This window comes from Isoptericola halotolerans (assembly GCF_013149785.1).
GTDB classification, from domain to species: domain Bacteria; phylum Actinomycetota; class Actinomycetes; order Actinomycetales; family Cellulomonadaceae; genus Isoptericola; species Isoptericola halotolerans.
In genome coordinates this window covers 717,106-742,188 of sequence record NZ_JABEZU010000001.1, presented here as the reverse complement: position 1 = coordinate 742,188, position 25,083 = coordinate 717,106, and the positions used below count along the sequence as shown (strand labels likewise).

Genomic DNA, 25,083 nt, shown 5'->3' with positions numbered 1-25,083 from the left:
AGAAGAGGACCTCCTCGCCGCCGCTCACGGGTGAGCCTCCGTCCCGAGCGCGGTGCGGCCGTCGAGGTTGGACTCGTACGCCGCGGCACGGGTGGCCGCCGCGCGGTCCTGGTCGGGTCGCAACCGGTGCTGGTCGGGCACCGGTGGAGGTGCGTCCCCGGCGACGACGGCGTCCGCCGCCTCGAGCGTCGGGTCGTCCGGACGGTGCTCACGCACCCAGTCGACCTGCTCGGCCGTGGGGGCCGTGACCTCGCCGCGGTAGTACTCGGTGTCCGTGGTGCCCTCGACCATCGGGTGCGGGCCGGCCAGCATGCCCTCGGCCAGCGGGGCCAGGATGTCCTGCTTCTCGTAGATCATCCCCTCCCGGCTGGGCCCGGCGATCTCGTAGTCGTTGCTCATGGTCAGCGCGCGGGTCGGGCACGCCTCGATGCACAGCGCGCAGAAGATGCAGCGCAGGTAGTTGATCTGGTAGACGCGGCCGTACCGCTCCCCCGGCGAGATGTGCACCGGCACCCCGCCGCCGTCGTTCTCCGGCAGGTCCGCGTTGTCCGCGCCCTCGACGTAGATCGCGTCGGCCGGGCACGCCCAGGCGCACAGCTCGCAGCCGATGCACTTCTCCAGCCCGTCGGCGTACCGGTTGAGCTGGTGGCGGCCGTGGTACCGGCTCTGTGGCGGCGTCTTCTTGCGGGGGTACTCCTCGGTGACGGTCGGCTTGAACATCGACGAGAACGTGACGCCGAACCCGGCGACCGGGGCGAAGAACTCGCCCACCGGTCCCTTGGTCGGGCGCAGCGGCTCGTACGGCTTGTCGGTCATCGCGTCTCCTCCGCGTCGACGTCGGCCGGTGATCCTGACGACTCCGGTGGCGCCGGGGGCACCGTCCGGCGGGCCCGCGGCGAGGGCGGCAGGCTCTGCCCGGGCAGGGGCGGGACGGGGTACCCGCCCGCGAAGGCGTCGAACCGCCCGTCCCCGCCGTCGTCGGGTGATCTGTCCGGCGACTTGCGCTCGGGCAGGAGCCACACGATCACCGCGGCCAGCAGGGCCACCGCGGCGATCGCCACGAACATCTGGGTGCGGGTGACGCCCGCCAGGCCCAGCCACTGGAAGGTCGCCAACGCGACCAGCCAGCCGAGGGCGAACGGGATGAGGACCTTCCAGCCGAACACCATGAACTGGTCGTAGCGCAGCCGCAGGAGCGTGCCGCGCACCCAGACGAAGAAGAACATCAGCAGCCACACCTTGGCGAGGAACCACAGCACCGGCCACCAGCCGGTGTTGAGCACGCCGTCGCCGATCACGGACAGCGGCCACGGGGCGCGCCAGCCGCCGAGGAAGAGCGTGACGGCGACCGCCGAGACGTTGATCATCGCGATGTACTCCGCGAGGAAGAACCAGGCGAACTTCATCGACGAGTACTCGGTCATGTAGCCGGAGACCAGCTCGCCCTCCGCCTCGGGCAGGTCGAAGGGCAGCCGGTTCGTCTCGCCCACCATCGAGATGACGTACACCACGAACGCCGGCGCCAGCGGCAGGAACCACCACAGGTTCGTCTGCGACTCGACGATCGACGAGGTCGACATCGAGCCCGCCATGATGAACACGCTCACCAGGGACAGGCCCATCGCCAGCTCGTAGCTGATGACCTGCGCGGTGGACCGCACCGCGCCGAGCAGCGGGTAGGTCGAGCCGGAGGACCAGCCGCCGAGCACGATGCCGTAGACGCCGATGGAGGCGCACGCCAGGACGTACAGCGTCGCCACGGGGAAGTCCGTGAGCTGAGCCGGGGTCGAGTAGTCCGTGAACGGGATCGTCACGCTGGGTCCGAACGGGATGACCGCGAACACCAGCAGGGCGCAGAACACGGAGATCATCGGCGCCAGCAGGTAGGTCACCCGGTCGGCGCGCGTGACCGTCAGGTCCTCCTTGAGCAGGAGCTTCATCGCGTCCGCCAGCGACTGCAGCAGGCCCTTCGGGCCGTGCCAGTTCGGGCCGGGCCGCACCTGCATGCGGGCCACGACCTTGCGCTCGAACCAGATCGCGAAGAGCACGCTGGTCAGCAGGAACACCACGACGAGCACGGCCTTGACGATGCTCGTGACGATGGTGTCCGCGCTGAAGTCCGCGGCGACTCCGGGGATCATGCGTCGACTCCCTTCTCGGCGGGGGCGATCCGCACGGGTTCCCCGGGCCGGGCGCCCAGGTCGTCGTGGATCCGGCACCCTCGCGACGCCGTCGGCAACCAGACCACGTGGTCCACCATCTCGGTGATGGCGACCGGCACCGTGATCGCACCACGGTCGGTCGACACCGTCACCAGGTCGCCGTCGAAGACGTCGAAGCCGGCGGCGGTCACGGCGCTGACCCGGGCCACGGGACGTTTCGCCGTCCCGGCCAGGTGCTCCTCACCATCCTGCAGCGCGCCGTCGTCGAGCATGAGGTGCCAGCTCGCCAGCACCGCCGTACCGGTGCCGACGGCGGGCGGTTCGGAGGCACCGGTGACCGGTGCGTCCGCCCGAGGTCCCGTCCAGGCCCCGAACGCCGCGATCGCCCAGTGCGCCGCGAGCGGCTCCGCCGCGCCGAGGTCCACGTCGAGCTGGGCGGCCAGGGCGTCGAGGACCCGGTGGTCCGGCAGGGCGGAGGAGTCGAGCGCCTGGGCGAACGGTCGCACACGCCCCTCCCAGTTCCAGTACGAACCGGCCCGCTCGACGGGCGGCGCGACCGGCAGCACCACGTCGGCCAGCTCGGTGGCCTCGGTGCGTCGCACCTCGAGGGCGACGACGAACCGCGCCGCACCCAGCGCCCGGCGCGCGTGCTCCGGGTCGGGCAGGTCCGCCAGCTCGACGCCGCCGACCAGGGCTCCGGAGAGCTGGCCCACGCTGAGCGCGTCGAGGATGCCGTCCAGGTCCAGCCCGGTGCTCTGCGGCAAGGCCTCGGGATCGACGCCCCACGCCGCCGCGACCTGCTCGCGGGCGTCGGCGTCGTGCAACGGGCGGCCGCCCGGCAGCAGACCGGGCAGCAGGCCCGCCTCGACCCCACCCCGCTCACCCGCGCGACGAGGGATCCAGGCGATCCGGGCACCGGTCGCCTCGGCCAGCCGCAGCGCCGCGGTGTAGGCGCCCGGTGCGCCGGCGAGACGCTCGCCGACGAGCACGACCGCGCCCTCCTGGCTCAGGGCCCCTGCGACGTCCTCGAGCGTCTCGCGGTCGGCTCCGGCGGGCACCAGGTCTCCCGCAGCCTGCGTCGCGAGCGTGCTCAGCCAGTCCGCCTCGGTCCCCGGCGCGCTCGGCAGCAGCGTCCCGTCCAGCCGGGCCAGCCCTCGGCTGCGGAACGGCGCCACGGAGAAGACCCGGGTGCCGGCCCGAGCAGCCTTGCGCAGCCGCAGGAACGTGACCCCGGCCTCCTCCTCGGCCTCCAGGCCGGCGAGCAGCACGGCCGGAGCGGCCTCGAGGTCGCCGAAGGTGACACCGACCCCGGTGCCCGCGACCCCGTGCGCCAGGAACGCGGCCTCCTCGACCGAGTGCACCCGGGCACGCTGGTCGACGTCGTCCGTCCCGAGCACCGTCCGGGCGAACCGCGACCAGGCGAACGCGTCCTCGACGGTGAGCCGCCCCCCGGGCAGGACGCCGACGCCGCCGTCGTCCCGCGCAGCAGCCAGGCCCTGCGCCGCGACCTCGAGCGCCTCGACCCACGACGCGGGCCGCAGCTCGCCGTCGGTGCGCACGAGCGGCGTCGTGATCCGGTCCGGGGCCGACTGCCACGTGAACGCGAAACGGTCCTTGTCGGTGATCCACTCCTCGTTCACCGCCGGGTCGTCGCCCGCGAGCCGCCGCATCACCTTGCCGCGTCGGTGGTCGACGCGGATCGCGGAGCCGCAGGCGTCGTGCTCCGCGATCCCCTGGGCGGACACCAGGTCGAACGGCCGGGACCGGAACCGGTAGCTCGCCCCCGTCAGGGCGCCCACCGGGCAGATCTGGACCGTGTTGCCGGAGAAGTAGGAGGCGAAGGGCTGGCCCGAGGCGTCGGGCTGGGCGATCCCGAGCGGGATGTCCACCGGACCGCTGGCCCGGAGCGAGCTGGCGAGTGCAGGGTCAGCGGGACCGTCGGACACCGGACCGCTGGCACCCTCGTCAGCACCGTGGTGACCACCGCACGGCGGGGCGAAGTCGAGCACCTGCTCGTCGAAGCGGCCGACCTGCTGCTGGGCACCGCGCTCCTGCAGGGCGATGAACTCGTCGCCGGCGATCTCCTCGCTGAACCGGGTGCACCGTTGGCACAGCACGCACCGTTCGCGGTCGAGGAGCACCTGGGAGGAGACCTGGATCGGCTTGGGGAAGGTGCGCTTGACGTCGGAGAAGCGGGACGTGGCCCGCCCGTTCTTCATGGCTTGGTTCTGCAGGGGGCACTCGCCGCCCTTGTCGCAGACGGGACAGTCCAGGGGGTGGTTCATGAGCAGCAGCTCCATGACCCCCTCCTGCGCCTTCTCCGCGACCGCGGAGGTGCGCTGGGTCTTGACGACCATGCCCGGCGTCACCGTCATCGTGCAGGAGGCCTGGGGCTTCGGCATCGCCCGCAGGTTGCCCTCACGGTCCGGCATCGAGACCTCGACGAGGCACTGGCGGCAGGCGCCGGCGGGCTCGAGCAGCGGGTGGTCGCAGAACCGGGGGATCTCGATCCCCACCTGTTCGGCGGCACGGATGATCAGGGTGCCCTTCGGCACGGTGACCTCGACCTCGTCGATCGTGCACGTCACCGTCTCGACGGGCTGACCGGTGTGCCGGTCCGTCGTGGCAGTCATCAGCGGCCTCCCGCGCCCGCGTGCGCCGCCGGCGCCTGGGGCTCGTCGTCGAACAGCGTGGCGAGGCGCGGGTCCGGTGGCGTCGCCGTCCCGGAGATGTACGCCTCGTACTCGTGCCGGAAGTACTGGATCGAGGAGGTGATCGGCGAGGTGGCACCGTCCCCGAGTGCGCAGAACGACCGGCCGAGGATGTTGTCGCACAGGTCGAGCAACAGCTCGATGTCCCCCGGCTGACCCTCGCCGTCGAGGATCCGGTGCAGGATCTGCTTGAGCCAGTAGGTGCCCTCGCGGCAGGGGGTGCACTTGCCGCAGGACTCGTGGGCGTAGAAGTCGGTCCACCGGCTGACGGCCCGGACCACGCAGGTCGTCTCGTCGAAGATCTGCAGCGCACGGGTACCGAGCATGGAACCTGCTGCGCCCACCGACTCGTAGTCCAGGGGGATGTCGAGGTGCTCGGCGGTGAAGATCGGCGTCGAGGACCCCCCCGGGGTCCAGAACTTCAGCTCGTGCCCGGCACGGATCCCCCCGGCCAGGTCGAGGAGCTCGCGCAGGGTGATACCGAGCGGTGCCTCGTACTGCCCGGGGCGCGTGACGTGGCCCGACAGGGAGAACAGACCGTGGCCCTGCGACTTCTCCGTGCCCATGGACGCGAACCAGTCGGCGCCCTTGGCGACGATGCCGGGCACCGAGGCGACCGACTCCACGTTGTTGACCACGGTGGGGCGGGCGTAGAGACCGGCGACCGCCGGGAAGGGAGGCTTGAGGCGGGGCTGGCCGCGCTTGCCCTCGAGGGAGTCCAGCAGCGCCGTCTCCTCGCCGCAGATGTACGCGCCGGCCCCGGCGTGCACCGTGACCTCGAGATCGAACCCGGAACCCTGGATGTCCGTGCCCAGGTAGCCGGCGTCGTAGGCCTCCTGCACGGCGGCCAGCAGGCGCCGGTAGACGTGCAGCACCTCGCCGCGCACATAGATGAACGCGTGGTGGCACCCGATGGCATAGCTGGAGATCACCACCCCCTCGATGAGGTGCTGAGGGCTGGCGAGCATCAGCGGGATGTCCTTGCACGTGCCCGGCTCGGACTCGTCGGCGTTGACCACCAGGTAGCGTGGCCCGCCGTCGGGCGGCGGCAGAAAGCCCCACTTCATGCCCGTGGGGAACCCGGCACCACCACGGCCGCGCAGGCCGGAGTCCTTGACGAGCTGCACGATGTCGGACGGGTCCTGGGCGAGCGCGGCCCGCAGGCCCTCGTAGCCACCGTGCGCGAGATACGTGTCCAGGCGCCAGGAGCTCTCGGCGTCCCAGGTGTCGGTCAGGACCGGCGTGAGCATGTCAGTCATCGGAACCCTCCGCTCCCTTGCCCGGCTCCGAGGCGTCCGGCGTGCCCGGCTTCTCGTCCTGCGTGGTCGCGGGCTTGCGCTCGGCGCTGGACTGCGCGGTGCCGGTCTCCGGCGGCACCTCGGCCGCAGGCTCCCCGGTGGCCTCGGGGCTCTCGGGCTCCGGCGCCGTCCACCCCTGCTCGCGGGCGATGCGCAGCCCTTCCAGGGTCGGGCCACCGGCGCCGACGCCCTCGTCGGCACGTCCGTCGGTGAACCCGGCCAGCACCCGGCTGGTCTGCTTGAACGTGCACACGCTCGACGCTCCGCGCGTCGGGGCGACGTCCTCGCCCGCACGGAGCCGGTCGGTGACCTCGACGGCCGAGTCCGGGGTCTGGTTGTCGAAGAACTCCCAGTTGACCATCATCACGGGCGCGTAGTCGCACGCGGCGTTGCACTCGACCCGCTCGAGCGTGATCGCCCCGTCCTCGGTGGTCTCGTCGTGCCCGACGTCGAGGTGCTCCGAGAGCCGGTCGAAGATCAGGTCGCCACCCATGACGGCGCACAGCGTGTTGGTGCACACGCCCACCGTGTAGGTGCCGTTGGGGTGGCGCTTGTACTGGGTGTAGAACGTCGCCACCGCCGAGACCTCGGCGGCGGTCATCTCCAGCTGCTCCGCGCAGAACAGGATGCCGTCGCGGCTCACGAAGCCGTCCACGGACTGCACCAGGTGCAGCATCGGCAGCAGACCCGAGCGCGGGTCCGGGTAGCGGGCCACGATCTGCTCGGCGTCGGCCGTCAGCGCGGCCAGCGTCTCGGCGTCGTAGCCGGTGCGCGACCGCGCACCCACCGGTTCGGCCGTCATCGGTCCACCCCTCCCAGCACCGGGTCCAGGGAGGCGACGGCGACGACGACGTCGGCCACCTGGCCGCCCTCGCACAGGACCGACACCGCCTGGAGGTTGTTGAACGACGGGTCGCGGAAGTGCGCCCGGTACGGTCTCGTGCCGCCGTCGGACACGAGGTGCACGCCGAGCTCGCCGCGCGGGTGCTCGACGGTCTGCCACGTCTGCCCTGCCGGGACCCCGAACCCCTCGGTCACCAGCTTGAAGTGATGGATGAGCGCCTCCATCGAGGTGCCCATGATGTGGCGGATGTGGTCCAGCGAGTTGCCCTGCCCGTCGGAGCCGACGGCGAGCTGCGCAGGCCAGGCGATCTTCTTGTCCGCGACCATGACCCGGTCACCGACCGTGTCGTCGAGGCGTGCCAGGCACTGCTCGACGATCTTGAGCGACTGGTAGCACTCCTCCAGACGCAGCACGACCCGCGAGTAGGAGTCGGCGGCCGTGTCCGTGGGCACGTCGAAGTCGTAGGTCTCGTACCCGCTGTAGGGGAACGCCTTGCGCACGTCGTACGGGTGGCCGGCCGAGCGGAGCACCGGACCGGTGATGCCGAGGGCGAAGCAGCCCGCCAGGTTCAGCACCCCGACGTCCGTGAGCCGCGACTTGAAGATGGGGTTGGCGAGCATCAGGTCGCCGAGCTGGCCCAGGTAGCCGCGGATGTTCGGCAGCGCCGCGCGGACCTGGTCGGTGAAACCCTCCGGGGTGTCCGTCGCGACACCGCCCGGGCGCACGTACGCGTGGTTCATGCGCAGGCCGGTGATCGCCTCGAACAGTCGCAGGATCTCCTCGCGCGCCGTGAAGCCGATCGTCATGACCGTGGTGGCGCCCATCTCGTTGCCGCCCGTGCCCAGGCAGACGAGGTGGGACGCGACCCGGTTGAGCTCCATCATCAGCACCCGGATCACGCTCGCGCGCTCCGGGACGTCGTCGGTGATGCCGAGCAGGCGCTCGGTGCCCAGGCAGTAGGCCGTCTCCTGGAACAGCGGCGCGAGGTAGTCCATCCGGGTGCAGAACGTGGTGCCCTGCGTCCAGGTGCGGAACTCCATGTTCTTCTCGATGCCGGTGTGCAGGTAGCCGATCCCGCAGCGAGCCTCGGTCACCGTCTCGCCGTCGATCTCCAGCATCAGCCGCAGCACGCCGTGCGTGGACGGGTGCTGCGGACCCATGTTGACGATGATCCGCTCCTCGCCGATCGCCTCGCGGGCGATCTCGTCCCAGTCCCCGCCGGAGGCCTCGAACCCCGGGACGCCGGGGCCGTAGTCCTCGGCGGGCGGACGGGTCGAGTGCGGCGCACGGTGTGCGTGGTCGGCAGGCGCGCTCATGAGTACTGCCTCCTCGTGTCCGGGGGCGGGACCGTGGCGCCCTTGTACTCCACGGGGATGCCTCCGAGCGGGTAGTCCTTGCGCTGCGGGTGCCCGGGCCAGTCGTCCGGCATCTCGATGCGGGCCAGGCCGGGGTGCCCGTCGAAGACGATCCCGAAGAAGTCCCAGGTCTCGCGCTCGTGCCAGTCGTTGGTCGGGTACACGCCCGTGGTGGTGGGCACGTGCGGGTCGCCGTCCGGGCACGTGACCTCGAGCCGCAGCCGGCGGGCGTGCGTCACGGAGGTCAGGTGGTAGACGGCGTGCAGCTCGCGCCCGGTGTCCTGCGGGTAGTGCACGCCGGAGACGCCCAGCGAGAGCTCGAAGCGCAGGTCCTGGTCGTCGCGCAGCACCTGGCAGACGGCCACGAGGTGCTCGCGGGACACGTACAGGGTGAGCTCGGCGTCGTCGCTCGGTCCGTCGCCCTCGCCCCGAGCGCGGGGGTCGGTGACCACCACACGCTCGACCGCGTCGTCGAGCCGGACGCCCTGGCCGTCGAGGACCTCCGCCAGCACGTCGACGGCCTCGTCGAACCAGCTGCCGTAGGGCCGTGCCGCGGCGGGCGGCATCGTGACCGTGCGGACCAGCCCGCCGTAGCCGGAGGTGTCGCCCGTGCCGGGTGGACCGAACATGCCCGTCCGCTCCGCGACCCGCTCCGCCGTCGGCTCCGGCACGTCGTGACCGCCGCGGGCGACCTCGCGCCCGTCCGCGGCGGTCACCGCAGCAGGCCGATCATCTGCGAGGTGGGCGTCGCCTCGAGCGCAGCCGCCTCGGCCGCCTTGGCCGCCTCGACGCGGTTCACCCCGAGCGGCGTGTCCTGGATCTGCTGGTGCAGCGCCAGGATCGCGTTGATCAGCATCTCGGGGCGCGGGGGGCAGCCCGGCAGATAGATGTCGACCGGGACGATGTGGTCGACGCCCTGCACGATCGCGTAGTTGTTGAACATGCCGCCGCTGGAGGCGCACACACCCATCGACAGCACCCACTTGGGCTCGCTCATCTGGTCGTAGACCTGCCGCACGACGGGTGCCATCTTCTGGCTCACCCGCCCGGCCACGATCATGAGGTCCGCCTGGCGCGGCGAGGCCCGGAAGACCTCCATGCCGAACCGGGACAGGTCGAACCGCGACGCGCCCGCGGCCATCATCTCGATGGCGCAGCACGCCAGCCCGAACGTCACCGGCCACACGGACGCCTTGCGCAGGTAGCCCGCGAGGTCCTCGATCGTCGTGAGCAGGAAGCCCGACGGCGACTCCTCCAACCCCATGTCTCCTCCTTCGCGGAGCGTCGGTGCCGCCGCGGCGGCACCCTTGCCGAACTGCCTGTCAGACCCAGTCGAACCCGCCGCGCCGCCACTCGTAGACGAACGGCACGGTGATCAGGGCCAGGAAGATGACCATGGCCGCCAGCCCGAACCCGGCCAGGACCACGAAGTCCACCGCCCACGGGTAGAGGAAGACGACCTCGATGTCGAACACGATGAACGTCATGGCCACCAGGTAGTACTTGATCGGCAGCCGCCCCCCACCCATCGCGAGCGGCGTCGGCTCGATGCCGCACTCGTAGGCGTCGAGCTTGGCGCGGTTGTAGCGCTTGGGCCCGATGACGGCGCTCGCCGCCACCCCGCCGAGGGCCAGCACCGCGGCGATCCCCATGAGGACCAGTACCGGGACGTACGGGTTCATCGGATCTCCTCGCCTGGATCGATCACGTGGGTGTCACTCCTTCGTGCCACGTCGGTGTTCATGCCCGGCTCCTCCACGAGAGCTCTGCGGTGCCTCGCTCCGGCACACCTCGTCCCTCGACGTCCCTCCGCGGGGACTCCTCGATCTCACGCACGGGGCACCACCCTGGTCAGTCCCGCGATCACCCGGTCGACCCAGTCGCCGCCGCGAGGTTCGTAGCAGTCGGAGAGCAGCTTGAGGACGAACTGCATGACGACCCGTCGTGGCAGCCCGTACCGCACGCACGCCCGCATCACCGCGGGGTGCTCGATGAGGCGCACGAACCAGCGGCCCAGCGTGTAGTAGCCGCCCAGGTCGTCGCGCATCCGGTCGCTGTAGGTCGCCAGCGTGCGCTCGCGAGCGTCGTCGGACACCTTGGTGCGGGCCTGCGCGATCGCCTCGGCAGCCACGCGACCGGCCTGCAGCGCGTAGGCGATGCCCTCCCCGTTGAACGGGCTGACCATCCCCGCGGAGTCACCGACCAGCAGGGTGCCGTCGGAGTACATCGGCGACCGGTTGAAACCCATCGGCAGCGCGGCACCGCGCACCGGACCCACCTGGTTCTCCTCGGTGAAGCCCCACTCCGTGGGGGTGTTGCGCATCCACGCGTCCATCAGGGCGCGGTAGTCGTGCCCGACGGCGGACTGTCGCGCCGGGGTCGAGCTCACCGAGCCCAGACCGACGTTCGCGGTGCCGTCGCCGAGGGCGAAGATCCAGCCGTACCCGGGCAGGAGGTTGGACTCCCCCGGCGCGCCGTCCCAGAGCTCGAGGTGCGACTCCATGAAGGCGTCCTCGTGGCGCGAGGTGCCCTCCGTGCGGAAGTAGGTGCGCACGGCGGTGCCCATGGGGCGGTCGTCGCGGCGGGTGATGCCGAGCGTGGTGGCGAACCGTGAGGACACGCCGTCGGCGGCGACCACGACCGGGGCACGGTAGGTGGCCGCAGGACCGTCGGCTCGCCCCCGACCGTCGAGCGGCTGGGCCGTGACGCCCACGACCCGGCCCGTCCGGTCGTCGGTCAGCGCCCCGGCGACCCGCGTGCGATCGACGAGCTTGGCGCCGGAGGCCTGGGCGTGCTGGACGAGACGGTGGTCCAGCGACATGCGGGAGCGGGCCATGCCGTAGCCCGGGTAGGTCGTGAGCTCCGGCCAGGCGAGCTCCCACGACCGGCTGCCGGCGACGACGCGCAGGCCCTCGTTGCGGATCCAGCCGTCGTCGGCGCGGGTGTCGACGCCCATCCGGGCGAGCTCGGCCACCGCGCGCGGTGTCAGACCGTCCCCGCAGACCTTGTCGCGCGGGAAGGCGGCCTTGTCCAGGAGCAGCACGTCCAGACCGGCGGAGGCGCACCAGTGCGCGGTCGACGCGCCGGCCGGCCCGGCGCCCACGACGATCACGTCGGCGTCGTCGCGATGCGATGCCCGCACTGCCCGCCTCCTCCCGAAGTGAGACCTCGACTCCCTTGCCGAGGACGTCTTGTGAACTCAGTCACAACGTTCGGTCGTCACTCTAGTCACGTTCCACGGCGGATGTGTAGGAAGGCATACCTTCCCTGCCGCTGACGGTGGCGTCGAGGCTGGTCACGTCATACGGTCGGGGCAGCGGACCGGCACCGCGGACACCCCGGCCCCGCCACCCATCACCTCGGAGGCACACATCATGAAGGCAACGACCGCTCTCGTCCTCGGCGCCGCCCTGGGCTACTTCCTCGGCACCGAGAAGGGCCGCGAGACCCTCGACCAGGCCAAGGGCTGGGCGACGGAGACCTGGAACGACCCGCGGGTCCAGGAGAAGGTCTCCGAGTTCGCCAAGGGCTGACCCACCGCGCCCCCGCCGCTCAGGCGGGGCGCGTCGCCCGGTGCAGGGCGACGATGCCGCCCGACAGGTTGCGGAAGCCCGCCCGCGCCCACCCGGCGTCCAGCATGAGCCGGCCCAGCGCCTCCTGGTCGGGCCAGGCACGGATCGACTCCGCGAGGTACTCGTAGGAGCCCTTCTCCCGCGTGACCGCGGCCGCGACGGACGGGAGCCCCCGAAGGAACACGTCGAAGTAGGCGGCCCGCAGCGGCATCCAGGTGGGGTGCGAGAACTCGCAGATCACCACGCGCCCGCCCGGTCGGACGACCCGCAGCATCTCGCGCAGCGCCGCGACCGTGTCGACGACGTTGCGCAACCCGAAGCTGATGGTCACGGCGTCGAACGCCCCGTCGGCGAACGGCAGCCGGGTGGCGTCCCCGGCGACGAACGGCAGGTCGGCGCTGCGGTCCTTGCCCACGCGCAGCATGCCGAGCGAGAAGTCGGAGGGGACGACGACGGCGCCCGCGTCCGCGAACGGCTCGCTCGAGGTGCCCGTCCCGGCCGCCAGGTCCAGCACCTTCTCCCCGGGACGTGCGCCGACCGCCGCGACCGTGGCACGCCGCCACCGGCGGTCCTGCCCGAGCGAGATCACGTCGTTGGTCAGGTCGTACCGCCGGGCGATCCCGTCGAACATCGACGCGACCTCGGCAGGGTTCTTCTCCAGGCTGGCGCGGGACATGGCCTCATCGTGCCACGACGAGGCCATGTCCTCGCTCGTCACGCCGCTCGGTGCGCGAGCCACCCGGCCAGGCGGTCCGGACGGTCGGTGATGATCTGGTCGACACCCAGTGCGACCGCGAGCGCCCAGTGCGCGGGCTCGTTGAGCGTCCACACCGCGACCTCCAGCCCGGCGGCGTGGAGCCGCTCCACCAGGGTCGGGTCGTCGTGCAGCACGGGACCCGCCGGGTTGCACATGGTCACCCCGAGCTCGGCACACAGACCCAGCAGGCCGTCGTCGACGGCCGCGACCAGCAGGCCGCGCCGCAGGGCCGGGTCGGCCTCGCGGAGCGCGGCGACCGTCTCGGGCCAGAAGCTCTGCCCGACCGCCCGGCCCGTGAGCCCGGCGGCGGCGAGCACCTCGGTCACCTGCCGCGCCTCGGCAGCGCTCCAGACGCCCTTGAGCTCGACGAGGAGCTCGGCCCCGCCGCGCGCCGCGACCAGGTCGACCACCTCGGTGAACAGCGGCACCCGCTGACCGGCGAAGGCCGGGGCGAACCAGGCGCCGGCGTCCAGCGCCCGCACGCCGCCCACGTCGAGCTCGCGCACCGCGCCGCTGCCCGAGGTGGTGGCGTCCACGGTCTCGTCGTGGATCACCACCACCTCGCCGTCCGCCGAGAGGTGCAGGTCCAGCTCGATGCTGTGCACGCCGACCCTCAGCGCCGCCTCGAAGGCGGCGAGCGTGTTCTGGGGGGCCACGGAGCTGTTGCCCCGGTGCGCCACCACGAGGGGCAGCACGTCGGTCATCGTCACAGGTAGGGCTCCACGTTCTCGGTGTACGCCGTCTCGATGCGCGGGGCCACCGACCCGAACGCCTCGGCGGGGTCCGCGCCCTCGATGACGATCCGTTCGATCGCTTCGTTGAGCAGCGCGTCAGCCCCGGGGATGAACACGCGGGCGTCGTCCTGGGGACGCGCCTTGTCGGCGAGCTGGTCGACGGCGGTGCGGAACTGCGGCGTGGACTCGTAGATCTCCTGCATGGCCTCGCTCTCCACCGCCGAGGTGCGCACCGGCATGTACCCGGTGCTCTGCGAGTAGTTCGACGTGTTCTCGGTGTTCGTCAGGAAGTCGACGAACATCGCCGCGGCGAGCTGCTCCTCCGGCGTGGACGACGCCGAGACCGCGACACCCGTCCCTCCGGTCGGGGTGCCGCCCCCGGCCGGCCCGTCGGGCAGGTAGGCCGTGCCGACCTCGAACGCGGCGGCCTCCAGGGCTCCCGTGAGCGATCCGGTGGACCCGATCGTCGAGGCGATCAGACCGGAGGAGAAGTCCGCCATCGCGTCGTCCGAGGAGAGCGTCGCCACCCCCGAGTCACCGAACAGGTCGGCCAGGAACTCACCGCCGGCGATCGACTCCGGGGTGTCCAGGGTGAGGTCGAACCCGTCGGAGTAGGCGCCGCCGTGCCCCCAGATCATGTTCTCGAACCACCAGGCGCCCCAGGAGGGTCCGGTGGACAGCCCGAGGGCGGACCCGTCGTCGGGGAGCTCTGCCTGCAGGTCCGTGCTCCACTCCTCCAGCTCGGCCCACGTCTCCGGGCCGCGGTCGGGCAGGCCGGCCGCCTCCCACAGGTCCCGGTTGTAGTAGAACAACGGCGTCGACCGGGCGTAGGGCACCGCCCAGTGCTGCCCGTCGTACTCGTAGTCGGAGTACAGCGCCGGCTGGAAGTCGTCCGCACCGGCGTCCAGGTGCTCCAGGACGTCGTCGAGCGGGATGATCTGGTCGTTGAGGTGGTACCGGAACCACCACACGTCGGAGGCGATGACGGCGTCGGGCATCTCGTCGGTCTGGGAGGCGGCCTGGAAACGCTGCGCGACCTCGTCGTAGTTCGCGCCCGCGGTCACGAGCTGCACGGCGATGCCCGTCTCGGCCTCGAACGCGTCGATGATGTCCTGCTCGACCTCCTGGGACTGACCGGGGTGGTTGCTCCAGAAGGTGATCTCGGTCGCCGGCTGGACCTGGGCCCAGTCCACGGCCTCGCCGGGCGCGTCGTCGCCGGAGGTCGCCCCGACGGTCGGGCCGGCGCACGCGGCGAGGGTGAGGGCTGTCGTGGCGCCGAGGGTGGCCGTCAGGGCACGCGACGGGGTACGCCGGGCAGGACGGGTCCGGGCGGAGGGGTGTGGCACGGGTGCTCCTTCGGTGAGAGGTTCGGCCGAGCCACGAGCGCTCGGTCGCCTGCACCGCGACCGCGGGCAGGAATCGGGGGGCGTCTCCGGTCAGCCGGTGACGGCTCCGGCCGTCAGCCCGGCGACGAGCCGTCGTTGCAGGACGAGGAAGACCAGCAGGATCGGCAGGGTCACGACGACGGTGGCGGCCAGCAGCACGCCCCAGCTGGTCATGCCGTCGATGTTCTGCAGCAGGGTCAGCCCGACCGGCAGCGTCATCTTGGCGGGGTCGTCGACCACCAGGAACGGCCACAGGTAGTCGTTCCACTCGGCGACCACCGAGACGAGCGCGACGGCGGCCAGCGTCGGTGCGGACATCGGCACCACGAACCGCCACAGCTTGCGCCAGTGGCCTGCCCCGTCGAGCTCGGCGGCCTCGAGGATCGACCGCGGCAGCGTGAGGAAGTGCTGCCGGAACAGGAAGGTGCCGAACGCGCTGGCGAGCCCTGGCACGAGGATCCCCTGGTAGGTGTTGAGCCAGCCGAGGGAGGCCACGAGCGTGTAGTTGGGGATGATCGTGATCTGCGGCGGGATCATCAGGGTGGCGATGACGATCCCGAACACGACCTTCTTGCCGGGGAAGTCGAGGAACACCAGCGCGTAGGCGCAGCACAGGCCCAGCAGGACCTTGAGCCCCGCCCCCGCGACCGTCAGCCCGACGCTGTTGGCCAGCAGCTGACCCAGGGGGACGGTGGCGGCCGCCTGGGCGTAGTTGTCGAAGGAGACCTGACCGGGCAGCCACTGCAACGGCCGCCGGTACAGCTCCTCGGAGGTCTTGAGGCTCGCCAGCGCCATCCAGACCAGGGGCGCACCGAGCACGACGGTCGCAAGGAGCATCGTGAGGTGGCTGCCGACCTGCGGCCGGCCACGGCGGCGACGGACCGCGGGTGCTGCGTCCGGAGGCGCGGCGGGCGACTGGCTCGTGAGCGCGGTCATGCGTAGTGGACCTTCCGTTGGACGTAGCGCAGCTGGACCGCGGTGACGACGAGCAGCGAGACGAACAGGATCGTGGCCACGGCCGAGGCGTATCCCGCCCGGCCGTTGACGAATCCCTCCTCGTAGATCGAGTACATGAGCGTCGTGGTCGAGCCGAGCGGCCCGCCCTGCGTCATCGCCTTGATGATGTCGAAGGACTGCAGCGAGGCGAGCAGCATCGTCACCAGCAGGAAGAACGTCGTCGGGGTCAGCAGCGGCAGGACGACCGACCGCAGCGTCCGGGCAGGGCTGGCGCCGTCGAGCGCCGCCGCGTCCCGCAGGTCCTGCGGGACGGACTGCAGCCCGGCGAGGTAGATGAGGGCGACGTACCCGAGGTTCTTCCACAGGTAGACGACGATCACCATGACCAGCGGCCAGGGGCGCTCGGTGTACCAGGCGGGTGACGACAGACCGACCCGGCCCAACAGCTCCTGGAGCAGCCCGTAGCGCGGGTCGAAGATGAACAGCCACAGGATGCCGACGGCGAAGCCGGACAGCACGTACGGGGCGAAGGCCACCGTCCGGGCGACGGTGCGCCCCACCAGACGGCGGTTCAGCAGCAGGGCGAGCCCGAGCCCGAGCACCAGGGCACCTCCGACGGTGGCGACCGTGAAGACGACGGTGGTCGTGACCACCCGGCCGGTGGTCGGGGCGGCGAACCACTCGACGTAGTTGCCCAGGCCGACGAACCGCGCCGACGGCGCCCCGAGGTTCCACTGCAGGGTCGACAGGTAGAAGCTCTCGACCAGCGGCCGGTAGGTGAAGACGAGCAGCAGCAGGACGTTCGGGCCGGCCAGCAGCAGCGCCCACCACAGAGCACGACGGCGGCGGCGCGCCGACGATCGGCGCGTCGCAGGACGGCGGGGGGCGGGCGGGCGTGGCCGGTCGCCCGGAGGCCTGGAGGCTGCGGGGACGGCGTCGGCGTCCGGCGTGATGACGGTGGTCAAGACTGGGATCCGCTTCGCAGAAGGGGTGGTGTGCTCGGCCGTTCGGCTGTTCGGAGCCTAGGTCGGAACGACCGTCGTCGAGGTGCGATATACGGCTTTTGCACCATTGCCGTCGGATGCTTCGAGCAAGGTTCATCGACAGGCAGGACCCCCGTCACCAGGCACGACGGCGCCACCGAGCGTCCACGGCGGCGTCACCGGCCGGCCATCCGCACCTCCGCGACCGCGGTCACGCCCGGTCTGCCAGGATCGGTCGTGTGAACACCGAGCCATACCGCCGACGGCCGTCACCGACACGGATGAGGCAGGTCCCCCGGCTCGCGTGGCTCATGGCACGGGCCTTCACGGGCTCCCGCCCGGCGGCCGTGGTCGCCGTGGTCGGCTGTCTCGCCGCGCTGGCGCCCTCCGCGCTGACGCGGTCGGTGTACTCCTCGCCCGACGGCGACGGCATGGTCGTCCTGGCCAGGTGGCGGCCCGCGCTGGAGATCGCTCTCGCCGTGCTCGTGCTGGTGCCGTTCGCGGCCCTGTTCGGGTTCCTCGGATCCCTGGTCTTCCCGGACGGCGGGGTGCTGGCCGTGGTGCTGAGCGCCTACGCGCCCGTGGTGTGGGTGCTCGTCGGAGGGGCGGTCATCTCGGTCTCGGGCAGCGCCGTCGGCGTGTCACCGGTGGGCGACGAGACACCGCGCGGACGGCGTTGGCAGCTCGCCGCGCTCGCCCAGCGCCCGGGCACGAGGCTCTCGGCGGTGCTGCTGGCCCGACGGCTGGTCGAGGACCTGCCCGCGGGCGACGTCGTCGTGGCCGCCGCGGGTGACGACGCCCTGCTCGACGCCTACGTCCGGGCGGGCTTCACCCCGGGCGAGGGGCGTCGGGTCTACCGGACGGTCTGAGCGGTGGTGCCGTGCGCACCCCCTGGCCGGCCGCCGGCACGAGAGCAGGACGCCACCCGCGGCGTATCCTGGGGCCGATGTCCGCCACGCCCCACCCGGCGCCGGTCCCGCCGTCGGGCGCGTCCACCGGCAGCCGCGCACCGGCCCCCGAGCCGCAGCCGCTCGTCGTGCGCACCACCCGCATCGACCCGCTGCCCGCCGACCTCACCGCACTGGTCGACCTGCTCCCCGACACCCGCCCGCTCACCTGGGTGCGTCGCGGGGACGGTCTCGTCGGCTGGGGGGAGGCGCTCCGCCTGGACAGCTTCGGCCCCGGGCGGTTCGCGGACGCCGAGGCCGCCTGGCGCGCGACCCTGGACCGCGCCGTCGTGCGCGACGAGGTCCGGCTGCCGGGCACGGGCCCGGTCGCCTTCGGTACCTTCGCGTTCGACGACGGCGCCGGCGACCACTTCGACGGCGCCCGGCCGGAGGGCTCGCTCATCGTGCCCCGCGTGGTCGTCGGCCGGCGCGGGGACGTGTCGTGGATGACGACCGTCTCCCCCGCCGACCAGCTCGACGCCCCGGGGTCCGAGGCACTCGCCCGCACCGTGCGCGAAACGGTGACGAGCCCCGGCCGGGTGAGGTTCGCCGACGGTGCGGTCGCCGCCCGTGACTGGCCCGCCGTCGTCGCCGAGGGCGTGGAGCGCATCCAGGCGGGCGAGCTCGACAAGGTCGTCCTGGCCCGCGAGGTGCTCGCCACCACCGAACGGCCCGTCGACCCGCGCTGGGTGCTGGCCCGCCTCGCCGCGGGGTACGCCTCCTGCTGGACGTTCTCCGTCGCCGGGATGGTGGGAGCCACCCCCGAGCTGCTCGTGCGCAGCGAGAAGGGCCTCGTCACCTCCCGGGTGCTGGCCGGCACCATCCGCCGCGAGCCCGGGATGAGCGACGACGACGCGCTGCTGCACGCCGCCCAGCTCGCCCGCTCCTCGAAGGATCTCGAGGAGCACGAGTACGCGGTCCGGTCCGTCGCACGGGCGCTCGAACCGTTCTGCTCCTCGATGAACGTGCCGGACGCACCCTTCGTGCTGCACCTGCCCAACGTCATGCACCTCGCGTCCGACGTCACGGCCGTGCTCGACCCCGCGACGCACGCCAGCTCGCTGACACTGGCCGCCGCCCTGCACCCCTCGGCCGCGGTGTGCGGCACCCCGACGACGGCGGCCCGCGACCTCATCCGTGAGATCGAGGGCATCGACCGCTCCCGGTACGCCGGCCCGGTCGGCTGGGTGGGGGCCGACGGCGACGGCGAGTGGGGCATCGCGCTGCGGTCCGCCGAGCTCGGCGAGGACCCCCGGCACGTCCGGCTCTTCGCCGGCTGCGGCATCGTCGCGGCGTCCGACCCGCAGGCCGAGCTGGCCGAGTCGGAGGCGAAGCTGGTCCCGATGAGCTGGGCCCTCGGCGGGCTCTCCTGACCTGACGCAGCGCGCCTCGGCGCAGCCAGGCATCCGGTCGGCACGACGCGGCCGGTTCGGCACGCAGTCGTGCCGAACCGGCCGCGGCTTGCCGACCGAACCGAGGTGAGGCGGCACGGTCGGCACCCGCGGTGGCGACAGACGAGGGGGGACGCCGGGCCGCCGCGGGAGCGTGGAGGATCAGTTGCCGAACAGGTCGTGCAACCAGTCCGGGATGTTGTCGGGCTGCGTCGGGTCGGAACCCTCGCCGCCCTGGTCCGAGCCGCCCTGGTCCGAGCCGCCCTCGTCGGACCCCTGACCCTGCTGGCCGGACCCGTCCTGCCCAGGCAGCCCCGAGCCGTCGGAGCCGCCCTGGGAACCGGTGGTGGTCGCCTCGCGGACCGCGAGGGTCACGTCCGCCGTCTGGGTCCGACCGTCCCGGACGTACGTGATCGTGGCCTGCTCCCCGGCCGTGCGCTCGCGCACGTAGGCGGTGAGGGACTCCGCCCCGTTGACGCTGTCCTCGTCGATGGCCACGATGACGTCACCCGGTCGCAGACCGGCCTCCGCGGCCGGCGAGCCCTCGGTGACCTGCCCGACCTCGGCGCCGCGGCGCGTGACGCCGTCGGCCTCCGCCGTGGCGTCCCCGAGCGAGACGCCCAGGAACGCGTGCTCGGCCGTGCCGTCCTCGACGAGCTGCTGGGCGACGTTCGTCGCGAGGTTGACCGGGATCGCGAAGCCGAGGCCGATCGAGCCCGACTGGTTCGCACCGTTCGAGAGCGTGGCGATGGAGGACGTGATCCCGACGACGCGACCCTGCGCGTCGAACAGCGGACCACCGGAGTTGCCCGGGTTGATCGCGGCATCGATCTGGATCGCGTTCGTCACCACGACCTCTCCGGAGTCGTCTCCGGAGGCGGCCACCGGCCGGTCCAGCGCGGAGACGATGCCGGTCGTCGCCGTGTTCGCCAGGCCGAGCGGGTTGCCGACCGCGAGGACCGAGTCGCCCACCTGCACGGCGTCGGAGTCACCGAAGGTGGCAGGCTCGAGGTCGTCGGGCGCGTCGTCGAGCTGCACGACGGCGAGGTCCGTGGTCGGGTCGGTGCCGACGATCGTCGCCGCGTACAGCCTGCCGTCGCTGAGGGTGACCTGCACCGCGCCGTCGGAGGCGCCGGCGACGACGTGGTTGTTCGTCAGGACGTGACCCTCGGCGTCGAGGACGACGCCCGAGCCCTCGGACCCGCCGCCCTGACCGGACACCTGGATCGCGACGACGGACGGCGCGACGGCCGCCGTGACGGCCTGCCAGTCGGGGTTCTGGTTGCTGGAGCTCGCCACGGGCGCCGTGGTGCTCTGCTCCGGGGTGCCCACGTCGGCGAGCGACGCGACGCCGTCGCCCCCCAGCGTCCCGGTGAGCGCGTAGGTCGCACCGCTCGCCAGGACGGCGGCACCGGCCGCGGCGGCCACGACCGGGCCCCACGCCGAGCGCCGGCGCTGCTGCGTCGTGGCGTCCGCCGTGGCGTACGGAGCGGGCAGGGGCCGGCCCCCTGTGGGGTACGCCTGGCCCGTCGGGTACCCCGGCGGCGGACCACCCGCGTGGGGGGCCTGCTGCGGCGGGGCCTGGTACGACGGCGCGGCCGGGTGCGCGAACCGGGCGGGCTGAGGCTGGTGGACGGGGTGCAACGGTGCGGTGGGCTGCTCGACCGGGTGCTCCCCGTGCGACGGGTCCTGCGGCGACGTGTTCTCGGTGCTCATGTGCCCTCTCCTCGATGTCCTGGGTCCAGAGAACACCGTGATCCTGGGGCACCCCTTGGCCGGACCTGTGAACTCCCTGGCAAACGCGGTCGCAGCAGGTCAGCGGGGCGAGGATCGCGGCTGCTCGGGCCGGGCGCCCGGCGTCAGAGCGACCCGAGCCGGGCGGCCACCGCGGCCTGGACCCGCGCGGTGAGGTCCCGCGACCCGACGAACCGGTCGGCGCGCGACACGTGCACCTCCACCACGCGCACCCCGTGCGAGGGTCCCGCCAGGGCGTGGCGCAGCGAGGGAGCGTCCTCCACGAGCTGGTGGTCGACGCCGAAGCCGGCGCACAGCTGGGCCAGGTTCGCCCCGTGCGGCGTGCCGAAGACCCGCTCGAAGGTCGCGGCCGCCGTCGGTCCCGTCGCCGCGAGCGCCCCGTGCTCGAGGGTCGCGAAGATCGAGCCACCGTCGTCGTTCACCACGACCACGTCGAGGTCCACGGGCGGTTCGCCGGGACCGCGCAGCAGCCCGCCGACGTCGTGCAGGAACGTCAGGTCTCCGACCAGCGCGCGCGTGCGCCGACCTGCCCGGGCGGCCCCGATCGCCACCCCCGTCGCGCTCGAGAGCGTGCCGTCGATCCCGGCGAGACCCCGGTTCGCCAGCACCTGCGGCACCGGTACCGGGTCGAGACCCAGCACGAGGTCGAGGTCCCGCACCGGGTTCGACGCACCCACCACCAGCACGTCGCCCGGGGCCGAGACGGCGACGACGGCGCGGGCGACGGCGAGCGCCGCGTACGGGGCCGTGAGCAGGCCCTCGCGCACGGCGTCGTCGCCGGTCGCCGCGTCGACGACGGCAGCCGCGGCCGCGCTCGCGGCCTGCCACCGGGAGCGGAAGGCCCCGCCGTCGGCAGGTGCTGTCGGCTCGAACCACCGGTCGTGGAGCGCCTCGACCACCCGGGTCGCGTTGCGTGCCGCGTCGGGCCAGGGCCCGCCACCGGGGGCGACCACGGTGACCGCGACGTCCGGGCGGGCGAGCAGCCGCTGGACCGGGCGGGACAGGGTCGGGTGGCCCAGCACGACGACGTGCTCGACGTCGTCGGCGATCCCGTCGCTGCCGAGCACCGACCGGTAGGCGGTCACGGCCAGCGGACCACCCGCGCTGCCCGAGGACGGTTCGGCGAGCAGGGGCCAGCCCTGCGCCTCGGCGAGGCGTCGAGCGCCGGACCCTGCGCCGTCACCCGCCACGACCAGCGTGCGCGTGGGGTCACCGGGGAGAGCCGGGTCGGCGCCGGGACCGGGTGACGGCGGCACCACCTCGACGCCGTCCGGGTCCGCCACGGTGTGGCCCGCCAGTCCGCTGCTGGGCTGCAACGGGTCACGAAAAGCGAGGTTGAGGTGGACCGGCCCCGGCCGGCCGTCGCGCAGCCCCCGCGCCGCGGCCAGCACCCGCCGCCCGGTGGCGAGCAGGTCGCGCACCTCCCCCGGGCGGCCGTCCGGGGCGGGGACGTCGACGGCGGCACGCGCGGCGGTGCCGAAGATCCCCACCTGGTCGGTGGTCTGCGAGGCACCGCTCCCCCGCAGCTCGTGCGGCCGGTCGGCGGTCAGGGCGACCAGCGGCAGGTGGGCGTGGTGCGCCTCCAGCACGGCCGGGTGCAGGTTCGCCACCGCGGTGCCCGACGTCGTCACGACCGCGACGGGCCGTGGCGCGGCCGGGCGCAGAACGGCGCCACCGGAAGCAGCGTCGTCGTCCGGGGTGCCGCCGTCGTCCGTGGGGCCCAGGGCCGAGCCGCGCGACAGCCCCAGCGCCAGGAAGCCGGCCGAGCGTTCGTCGACCCGCACGTGCAGCACGAGGTCGCCGCGGGCGTCCGCCTCGGCGAGCGCGTAGGCGAGGGGCGCCGAGCGGGAGCCGGGTGCCAGCACGACGTCTCGGACACCCTGGGCGACGAGGTCCGCGACGAGGGCCCGGGCAGCCTCCACCGCGGGCCTGGGGCCGTCCGACGCCGGCACGGGGGTCATGCGGCACGTCCCGCGTCGAGGAGGGCGGCCAGCCGGTCGTGGCGGGCGAACCACCGGTCCCGGAGCGCCGGGTGCGCCGTGGCGGCGGCCAGGGCGTCCGCGTCCGGGGCGACGCGGCGGGCCGGGAGGGCGCCGTCGACGGGCAGCAGCGGGGTGCCGGTCACGTCGTGCACGAGGAGCTGGGAGGTGGCCAGCCCGCAGGCGTGCGGCAGCTCGGGCAGGGCGGCGGCGAGCGCGACGCCGGCCGCGAGGCCGACGGAGGACTCCAGGGCGGAGGACACGACCACGGGCAGCCCGACCTGCTCGGCCAGCGCCAGGCAGGCCCGCACCCCGCCGAGCGGCTGCACCTTGAGCACCACGACGTCGGCGGCCTCCTCGCGGACGACACGCAACGGGTCGGCGGCACGCCGGATCGACTCGTCGGCGGCGACGGGCACGTCGGTACCACGGCGCACCGCCGCCAGCTCGGTGACCGTGGCGCACGGCTGCTCGACGTACTCCAACCCGCGGGCCGCGGCGTCCAGCAACGGGATGCGCCGCAGCGCCTCCTCGAGGGTCCAGGCGCCGTTGGCGTCCACGCGGATCGCGGCGTCGGGCATCCCCGCCTCGTCGAACGCGGCGCGGACCGCCTCGACCCGCGCGATCTCGGTGTCGACGGGTTCGACGACGCCGCGGGTGCTCCCGGCGCTTCCCGTGCTGCTCGTGCGTTGCGCGACCTTGACCTTCGCGGTGCGGCAACCGCCGGAGCCCAGCACGATGTCGCGGGCCCGCTCCGGGTCGACGGCGGGCACGGTGACGTTCACCGGGACCCGGTCGCGCACCGGGTCGGGGAACGGCAGGTCTGCGGCCTCCCGGGCCGCACGCAGCCACGCGGCCGACTCGCCGTCGTCGTACTCCCAGAAGGGGCTGAGCTCCCCCCAGCCGGACTCGCCACGCAGGAGCAGTCCGTCGCGGACGTCGAGCTGGCGGAAGCGGGTGCGCAGGGGGGACGACCAGACGGACCGGTCCTGCCTCGTCGCGGAGAGGTTGGCGGGCACGACCTCAGGGTAGGACGAGCCGACCGGACCGCGCGGCCTGTGCCGCGCCGGTCCCCGCGTCAGTCCGTGAACTCCTCGGGCGGGTTGCGGTACGTCCAGCGGTTCGGCCCGCGCCGTGCGGTCAACGGGACGGACTGCGTGGCAGCGGTTGCGCGGCGCAGGGCGGCGGCGTCGTAGGCGATGAGCTCGTCGACGACCTCGTCCGGGTCGGCGACCTCGGTGTCTCGAGGTGGCATCGTGTTCATGACTCCATGGTGCGCCACCGTCGTGCAGATTCTGCGGGCGACGCGCGCGGATGCTCGGGACGCCCTGCAAGAGCTCGGTGCCGTGTGCCAGGGCTCGGTGACCGGCGACCGTCCGTCCGGTTCCTGAACGGGACCTGATCACCGCTCCGCCCGCTCTCAGGTTCATGTGTTTACCGTCGTCCGCCCAGCACCGATCACGAGGAGTGACCATGTCGATCAAGCGCCCGCTCGTCGCGCTCTCTGTGGCCGCGGTCGTCGCGCTCGCCGGCTGCACGTCCGAGACCGACGACCAGGACCCCGCGGCCGGCCCGAGCGCCGAGCAAGCACCCGACGCCGGCGCAGGCACCGAGCTCCCCGAGGCCGACCTGGAGGGTGTGCCCGACGTCGTCGCCGAGGTCAACGGCGAGGACATCGACCGGGAGGAGTTCGCCGCCAGCTACGAGGGTCAGCTGCAGCAGGCCGCGATGACCCAGCAGAGCACCGGCGAGGAGATCGACCAGGAGGCCCTCAAGCAGCAGGTCGTCGAGCAGCTGGTGGGCAACCGGCTGCTGACGCAGGCGGCCGCGCAGGCCGACATCGAGGTGACCGACGAGGACGTCCGGACCACGCTCGAGGACATCGCCGCGCAGAACGGGCTGCAGTCCGCCGACGAGGTGATCGCCGCACTCGGCGAGCAGGGTCTCTCGGAGGACGAGGTGCGCTCGGACGCCGCCGCGCAGTTCCAGGTCAGCGCCTACATCGAGGCCGAGGCGGACATCGAGGAGCCGTCCGAGGACGAGCTGCGCGCCCAGTACGACGCCCTCGTCGAGCAGCTGGAGGCCCAGGGCGGCGAGGAGACCCCGGAGACGGAGATCCCGCCGTTCGAGGACGTCCGCGACCAGCTCGCCCAGCAGGCGACCGGCGAGCAGCAGAACGCGGCGGTCCAGGAGATCGTGTCCACGCTGCGCGACCAGGGCGACGTGACCATCCACCTGTGAGCGGACGTCGGC

General features: G+C 72.9%; 23 protein-coding genes. 4 read left to right on the top strand and 19 right to left on the bottom strand.

What is annotated here, in order from left to right; translation table 11 throughout:
• Nucleotides 1-24: 24 nt before the first annotated feature.
• The 10 genes from nuoI to HDG69_RS03495 form a co-directional block, all read right to left on the bottom strand.
• Nucleotides 25-816, bottom strand: a complete 792-nt coding sequence (nuoI, locus tag HDG69_RS03540) for an NADH-quinone oxidoreductase subunit NuoI (RefSeq protein WP_171782378.1) — start codon at nt 814-816, stop codon at nt 25-27.
• On the bottom strand, nt 813-2,141 hold the full coding sequence (nuoH, locus tag HDG69_RS03535) for an NADH-quinone oxidoreductase subunit NuoH (RefSeq protein ID WP_171782377.1): 1,329 nt from the start codon (nt 2,139-2,141) through the stop codon (nt 813-815). The genes nuoI and nuoH overlap by 4 nt, the downstream gene beginning before the upstream one ends.
• Nucleotides 2,138-4,795, bottom strand: a complete 2,658-nt coding sequence (locus HDG69_RS03530) for an NADH-quinone oxidoreductase subunit G (RefSeq protein WP_171782376.1) — start codon at nt 4,793-4,795, stop codon at nt 2,138-2,140. Before HDG69_RS03530 ends, nuoH begins: the two co-directional genes overlap by 4 nt.
• Nucleotides 4,795-6,132, bottom strand: coding sequence for an NADH-quinone oxidoreductase subunit NuoF (gene nuoF, locus HDG69_RS03525; protein WP_171782375.1), 1,338 nt, complete (start codon nt 6,130-6,132; stop codon nt 4,795-4,797). The genes HDG69_RS03530 and nuoF overlap by 1 nt, the downstream gene beginning before the upstream one ends.
• Nucleotides 6,125-6,973 carry an NADH-quinone oxidoreductase subunit NuoE gene (gene nuoE / locus HDG69_RS03520; protein ID WP_171782374.1) on the bottom strand — a complete coding sequence of 283 codons (849 nt, stop codon included), beginning with the start codon at nt 6,971-6,973 and terminating at the stop codon, nt 6,125-6,127. The genes nuoF and nuoE overlap by 8 nt, the downstream gene beginning before the upstream one ends.
• On the bottom strand, nt 6,970-8,331 hold the full coding sequence (locus tag HDG69_RS03515) for an NADH-quinone oxidoreductase subunit D (protein ID WP_171782373.1): 1,362 nt from the start codon (nt 8,329-8,331) through the stop codon (nt 6,970-6,972). Before HDG69_RS03515 ends, nuoE begins: the two co-directional genes overlap by 4 nt.
• Nucleotides 8,328-9,086, bottom strand: a complete 759-nt coding sequence (locus HDG69_RS03510; protein ID WP_171782372.1) for an NADH-quinone oxidoreductase subunit C — start codon at nt 9,084-9,086, stop codon at nt 8,328-8,330. The genes HDG69_RS03515 and HDG69_RS03510 overlap by 4 nt, the downstream gene beginning before the upstream one ends.
• Nucleotides 9,083-9,634: a NuoB/complex I 20 kDa subunit family protein gene (locus HDG69_RS03505; protein ID WP_171782371.1), complete on the bottom strand. Its 552-nt coding sequence runs from the start codon at nt 9,632-9,634 to the stop codon at nt 9,083-9,085. The genes HDG69_RS03510 and HDG69_RS03505 overlap by 4 nt, the downstream gene beginning before the upstream one ends.
• 58 nt (nt 9,635-9,692) lie before the next feature.
• Nucleotides 9,693-10,052, bottom strand: a complete 360-nt coding sequence (locus tag HDG69_RS03500) for an NADH-quinone oxidoreductase subunit A (RefSeq protein ID WP_171782370.1) — start codon at nt 10,050-10,052, stop codon at nt 9,693-9,695.
• A 146-nt stretch (nt 10,053-10,198) separates the two neighbouring features.
• Complete coding sequence (locus tag HDG69_RS03495) at nt 10,199-11,512, bottom strand: geranylgeranyl reductase family protein (RefSeq protein WP_171782369.1); 1,314 nt, start codon at nt 11,510-11,512, stop codon at nt 10,199-10,201.
• Between the two features lie 232 nt (nt 11,513-11,744).
• Here HDG69_RS03495 and HDG69_RS03490 point away from each other — a divergent pair, with 232 nt between their 5' ends.
• On the top strand, nt 11,745-11,903 hold the full coding sequence (locus HDG69_RS03490) for a hypothetical protein (RefSeq protein WP_171782368.1): 159 nt from the start codon (nt 11,745-11,747) through the stop codon (nt 11,901-11,903).
• Nucleotides 11,904-11,922: 19 nt separating this feature from the next.
• Here HDG69_RS03490 and HDG69_RS03485 read toward each other — a convergent pair whose 3' ends face one another.
• From HDG69_RS03485 to HDG69_RS03465, 5 genes are all read right to left on the bottom strand, one after another.
• The gene (locus HDG69_RS03485) at nt 11,923-12,618 is read right to left on the bottom strand and encodes a demethylmenaquinone methyltransferase (protein WP_171782367.1); all 696 of its coding nucleotides are present in this window, start codon (nt 12,616-12,618) and stop codon (nt 11,923-11,925) included.
• Between the two features lie 38 nt (nt 12,619-12,656).
• On the bottom strand, nt 12,657-13,403 hold the full coding sequence (locus HDG69_RS03480; protein ID WP_171783152.1) for a glycerophosphodiester phosphodiesterase: 747 nt from the start codon (nt 13,401-13,403) through the stop codon (nt 12,657-12,659).
• A 2-nt stretch (nt 13,404-13,405) separates the two neighbouring features.
• Complete coding sequence (locus tag HDG69_RS03475; protein ID WP_171782366.1) at nt 13,406-14,779, bottom strand: extracellular solute-binding protein; 1,374 nt, start codon at nt 14,777-14,779, stop codon at nt 13,406-13,408.
• A gap of 90 nt (nt 14,780-14,869) precedes the next feature.
• Complete coding sequence (locus HDG69_RS03470; protein ID WP_171782365.1) at nt 14,870-15,754, bottom strand: carbohydrate ABC transporter permease; 885 nt, start codon at nt 15,752-15,754, stop codon at nt 14,870-14,872.
• Nucleotides 15,751-16,740, bottom strand: a complete 990-nt coding sequence (locus tag HDG69_RS03465; RefSeq protein WP_216645140.1) for a carbohydrate ABC transporter permease — start codon at nt 16,738-16,740, stop codon at nt 15,751-15,753. Before HDG69_RS03465 ends, HDG69_RS03470 begins: the two co-directional genes overlap by 4 nt.
• A gap of 299 nt (nt 16,741-17,039) precedes the next feature.
• Between HDG69_RS03465 and HDG69_RS03460 the strand changes: the two genes are divergently transcribed.
• Together HDG69_RS03460 and HDG69_RS03455 are read left to right on the top strand one after the other, a co-directional pair.
• Complete coding sequence (locus tag HDG69_RS03460) at nt 17,040-17,627, top strand: hypothetical protein (protein ID WP_171782364.1); 588 nt, start codon at nt 17,040-17,042, stop codon at nt 17,625-17,627.
• Between the two features lie 77 nt (nt 17,628-17,704).
• The gene (locus HDG69_RS03455; protein ID WP_171782363.1) at nt 17,705-19,078 is read left to right on the top strand and encodes an isochorismate synthase; all 1,374 of its coding nucleotides are present in this window, start codon (nt 17,705-17,707) and stop codon (nt 19,076-19,078) included.
• 180 nt (nt 19,079-19,258) lie between these two features.
• On the opposite strand, the gene HDG69_RS03450 is transcribed toward HDG69_RS03455, so the two are convergent.
• The 4 genes from HDG69_RS03450 to HDG69_RS03435 all read right to left on the bottom strand — a co-directional run bounded on the left by HDG69_RS03450 (nt 19,259) and on the right by HDG69_RS03435 (nt 24,094).
• Nucleotides 19,259-20,812 (bottom strand): S1C family serine protease, encoded by a 1,554-nt coding sequence (locus HDG69_RS03450; protein WP_171782362.1) that lies wholly within the window; start codon nt 20,810-20,812, stop codon nt 19,259-19,261.
• A 143-nt stretch (nt 20,813-20,955) separates the two neighbouring features.
• Nucleotides 20,956-22,812: a 2-succinyl-5-enolpyruvyl-6-hydroxy-3-cyclohexene-1-carboxylic-acid synthase gene (menD, locus tag HDG69_RS03445; RefSeq protein WP_171782361.1), complete on the bottom strand. Its 1,857-nt coding sequence runs from the start codon at nt 22,810-22,812 to the stop codon at nt 20,956-20,958.
• Complete coding sequence (locus HDG69_RS03440) at nt 22,809-23,849, bottom strand: o-succinylbenzoate synthase (RefSeq protein WP_171782360.1); 1,041 nt, start codon at nt 23,847-23,849, stop codon at nt 22,809-22,811. Before HDG69_RS03440 ends, menD begins: the two co-directional genes overlap by 4 nt.
• 59 nt (nt 23,850-23,908) lie before the next feature.
• The gene (locus HDG69_RS03435; RefSeq protein ID WP_171782359.1) at nt 23,909-24,094 is read right to left on the bottom strand and encodes a hypothetical protein; all 186 of its coding nucleotides are present in this window, start codon (nt 24,092-24,094) and stop codon (nt 23,909-23,911) included.
• 209 nt (nt 24,095-24,303) lie between these two features.
• Between HDG69_RS03435 and HDG69_RS03430 the strand changes: the two genes are divergently transcribed.
• The gene (locus HDG69_RS03430) at nt 24,304-25,071 is read left to right on the top strand and encodes a SurA N-terminal domain-containing protein (RefSeq protein WP_246255973.1); all 768 of its coding nucleotides are present in this window, start codon (nt 24,304-24,306) and stop codon (nt 25,069-25,071) included.
• Nucleotides 25,072-25,083: the final 12 nt, after the last annotated feature.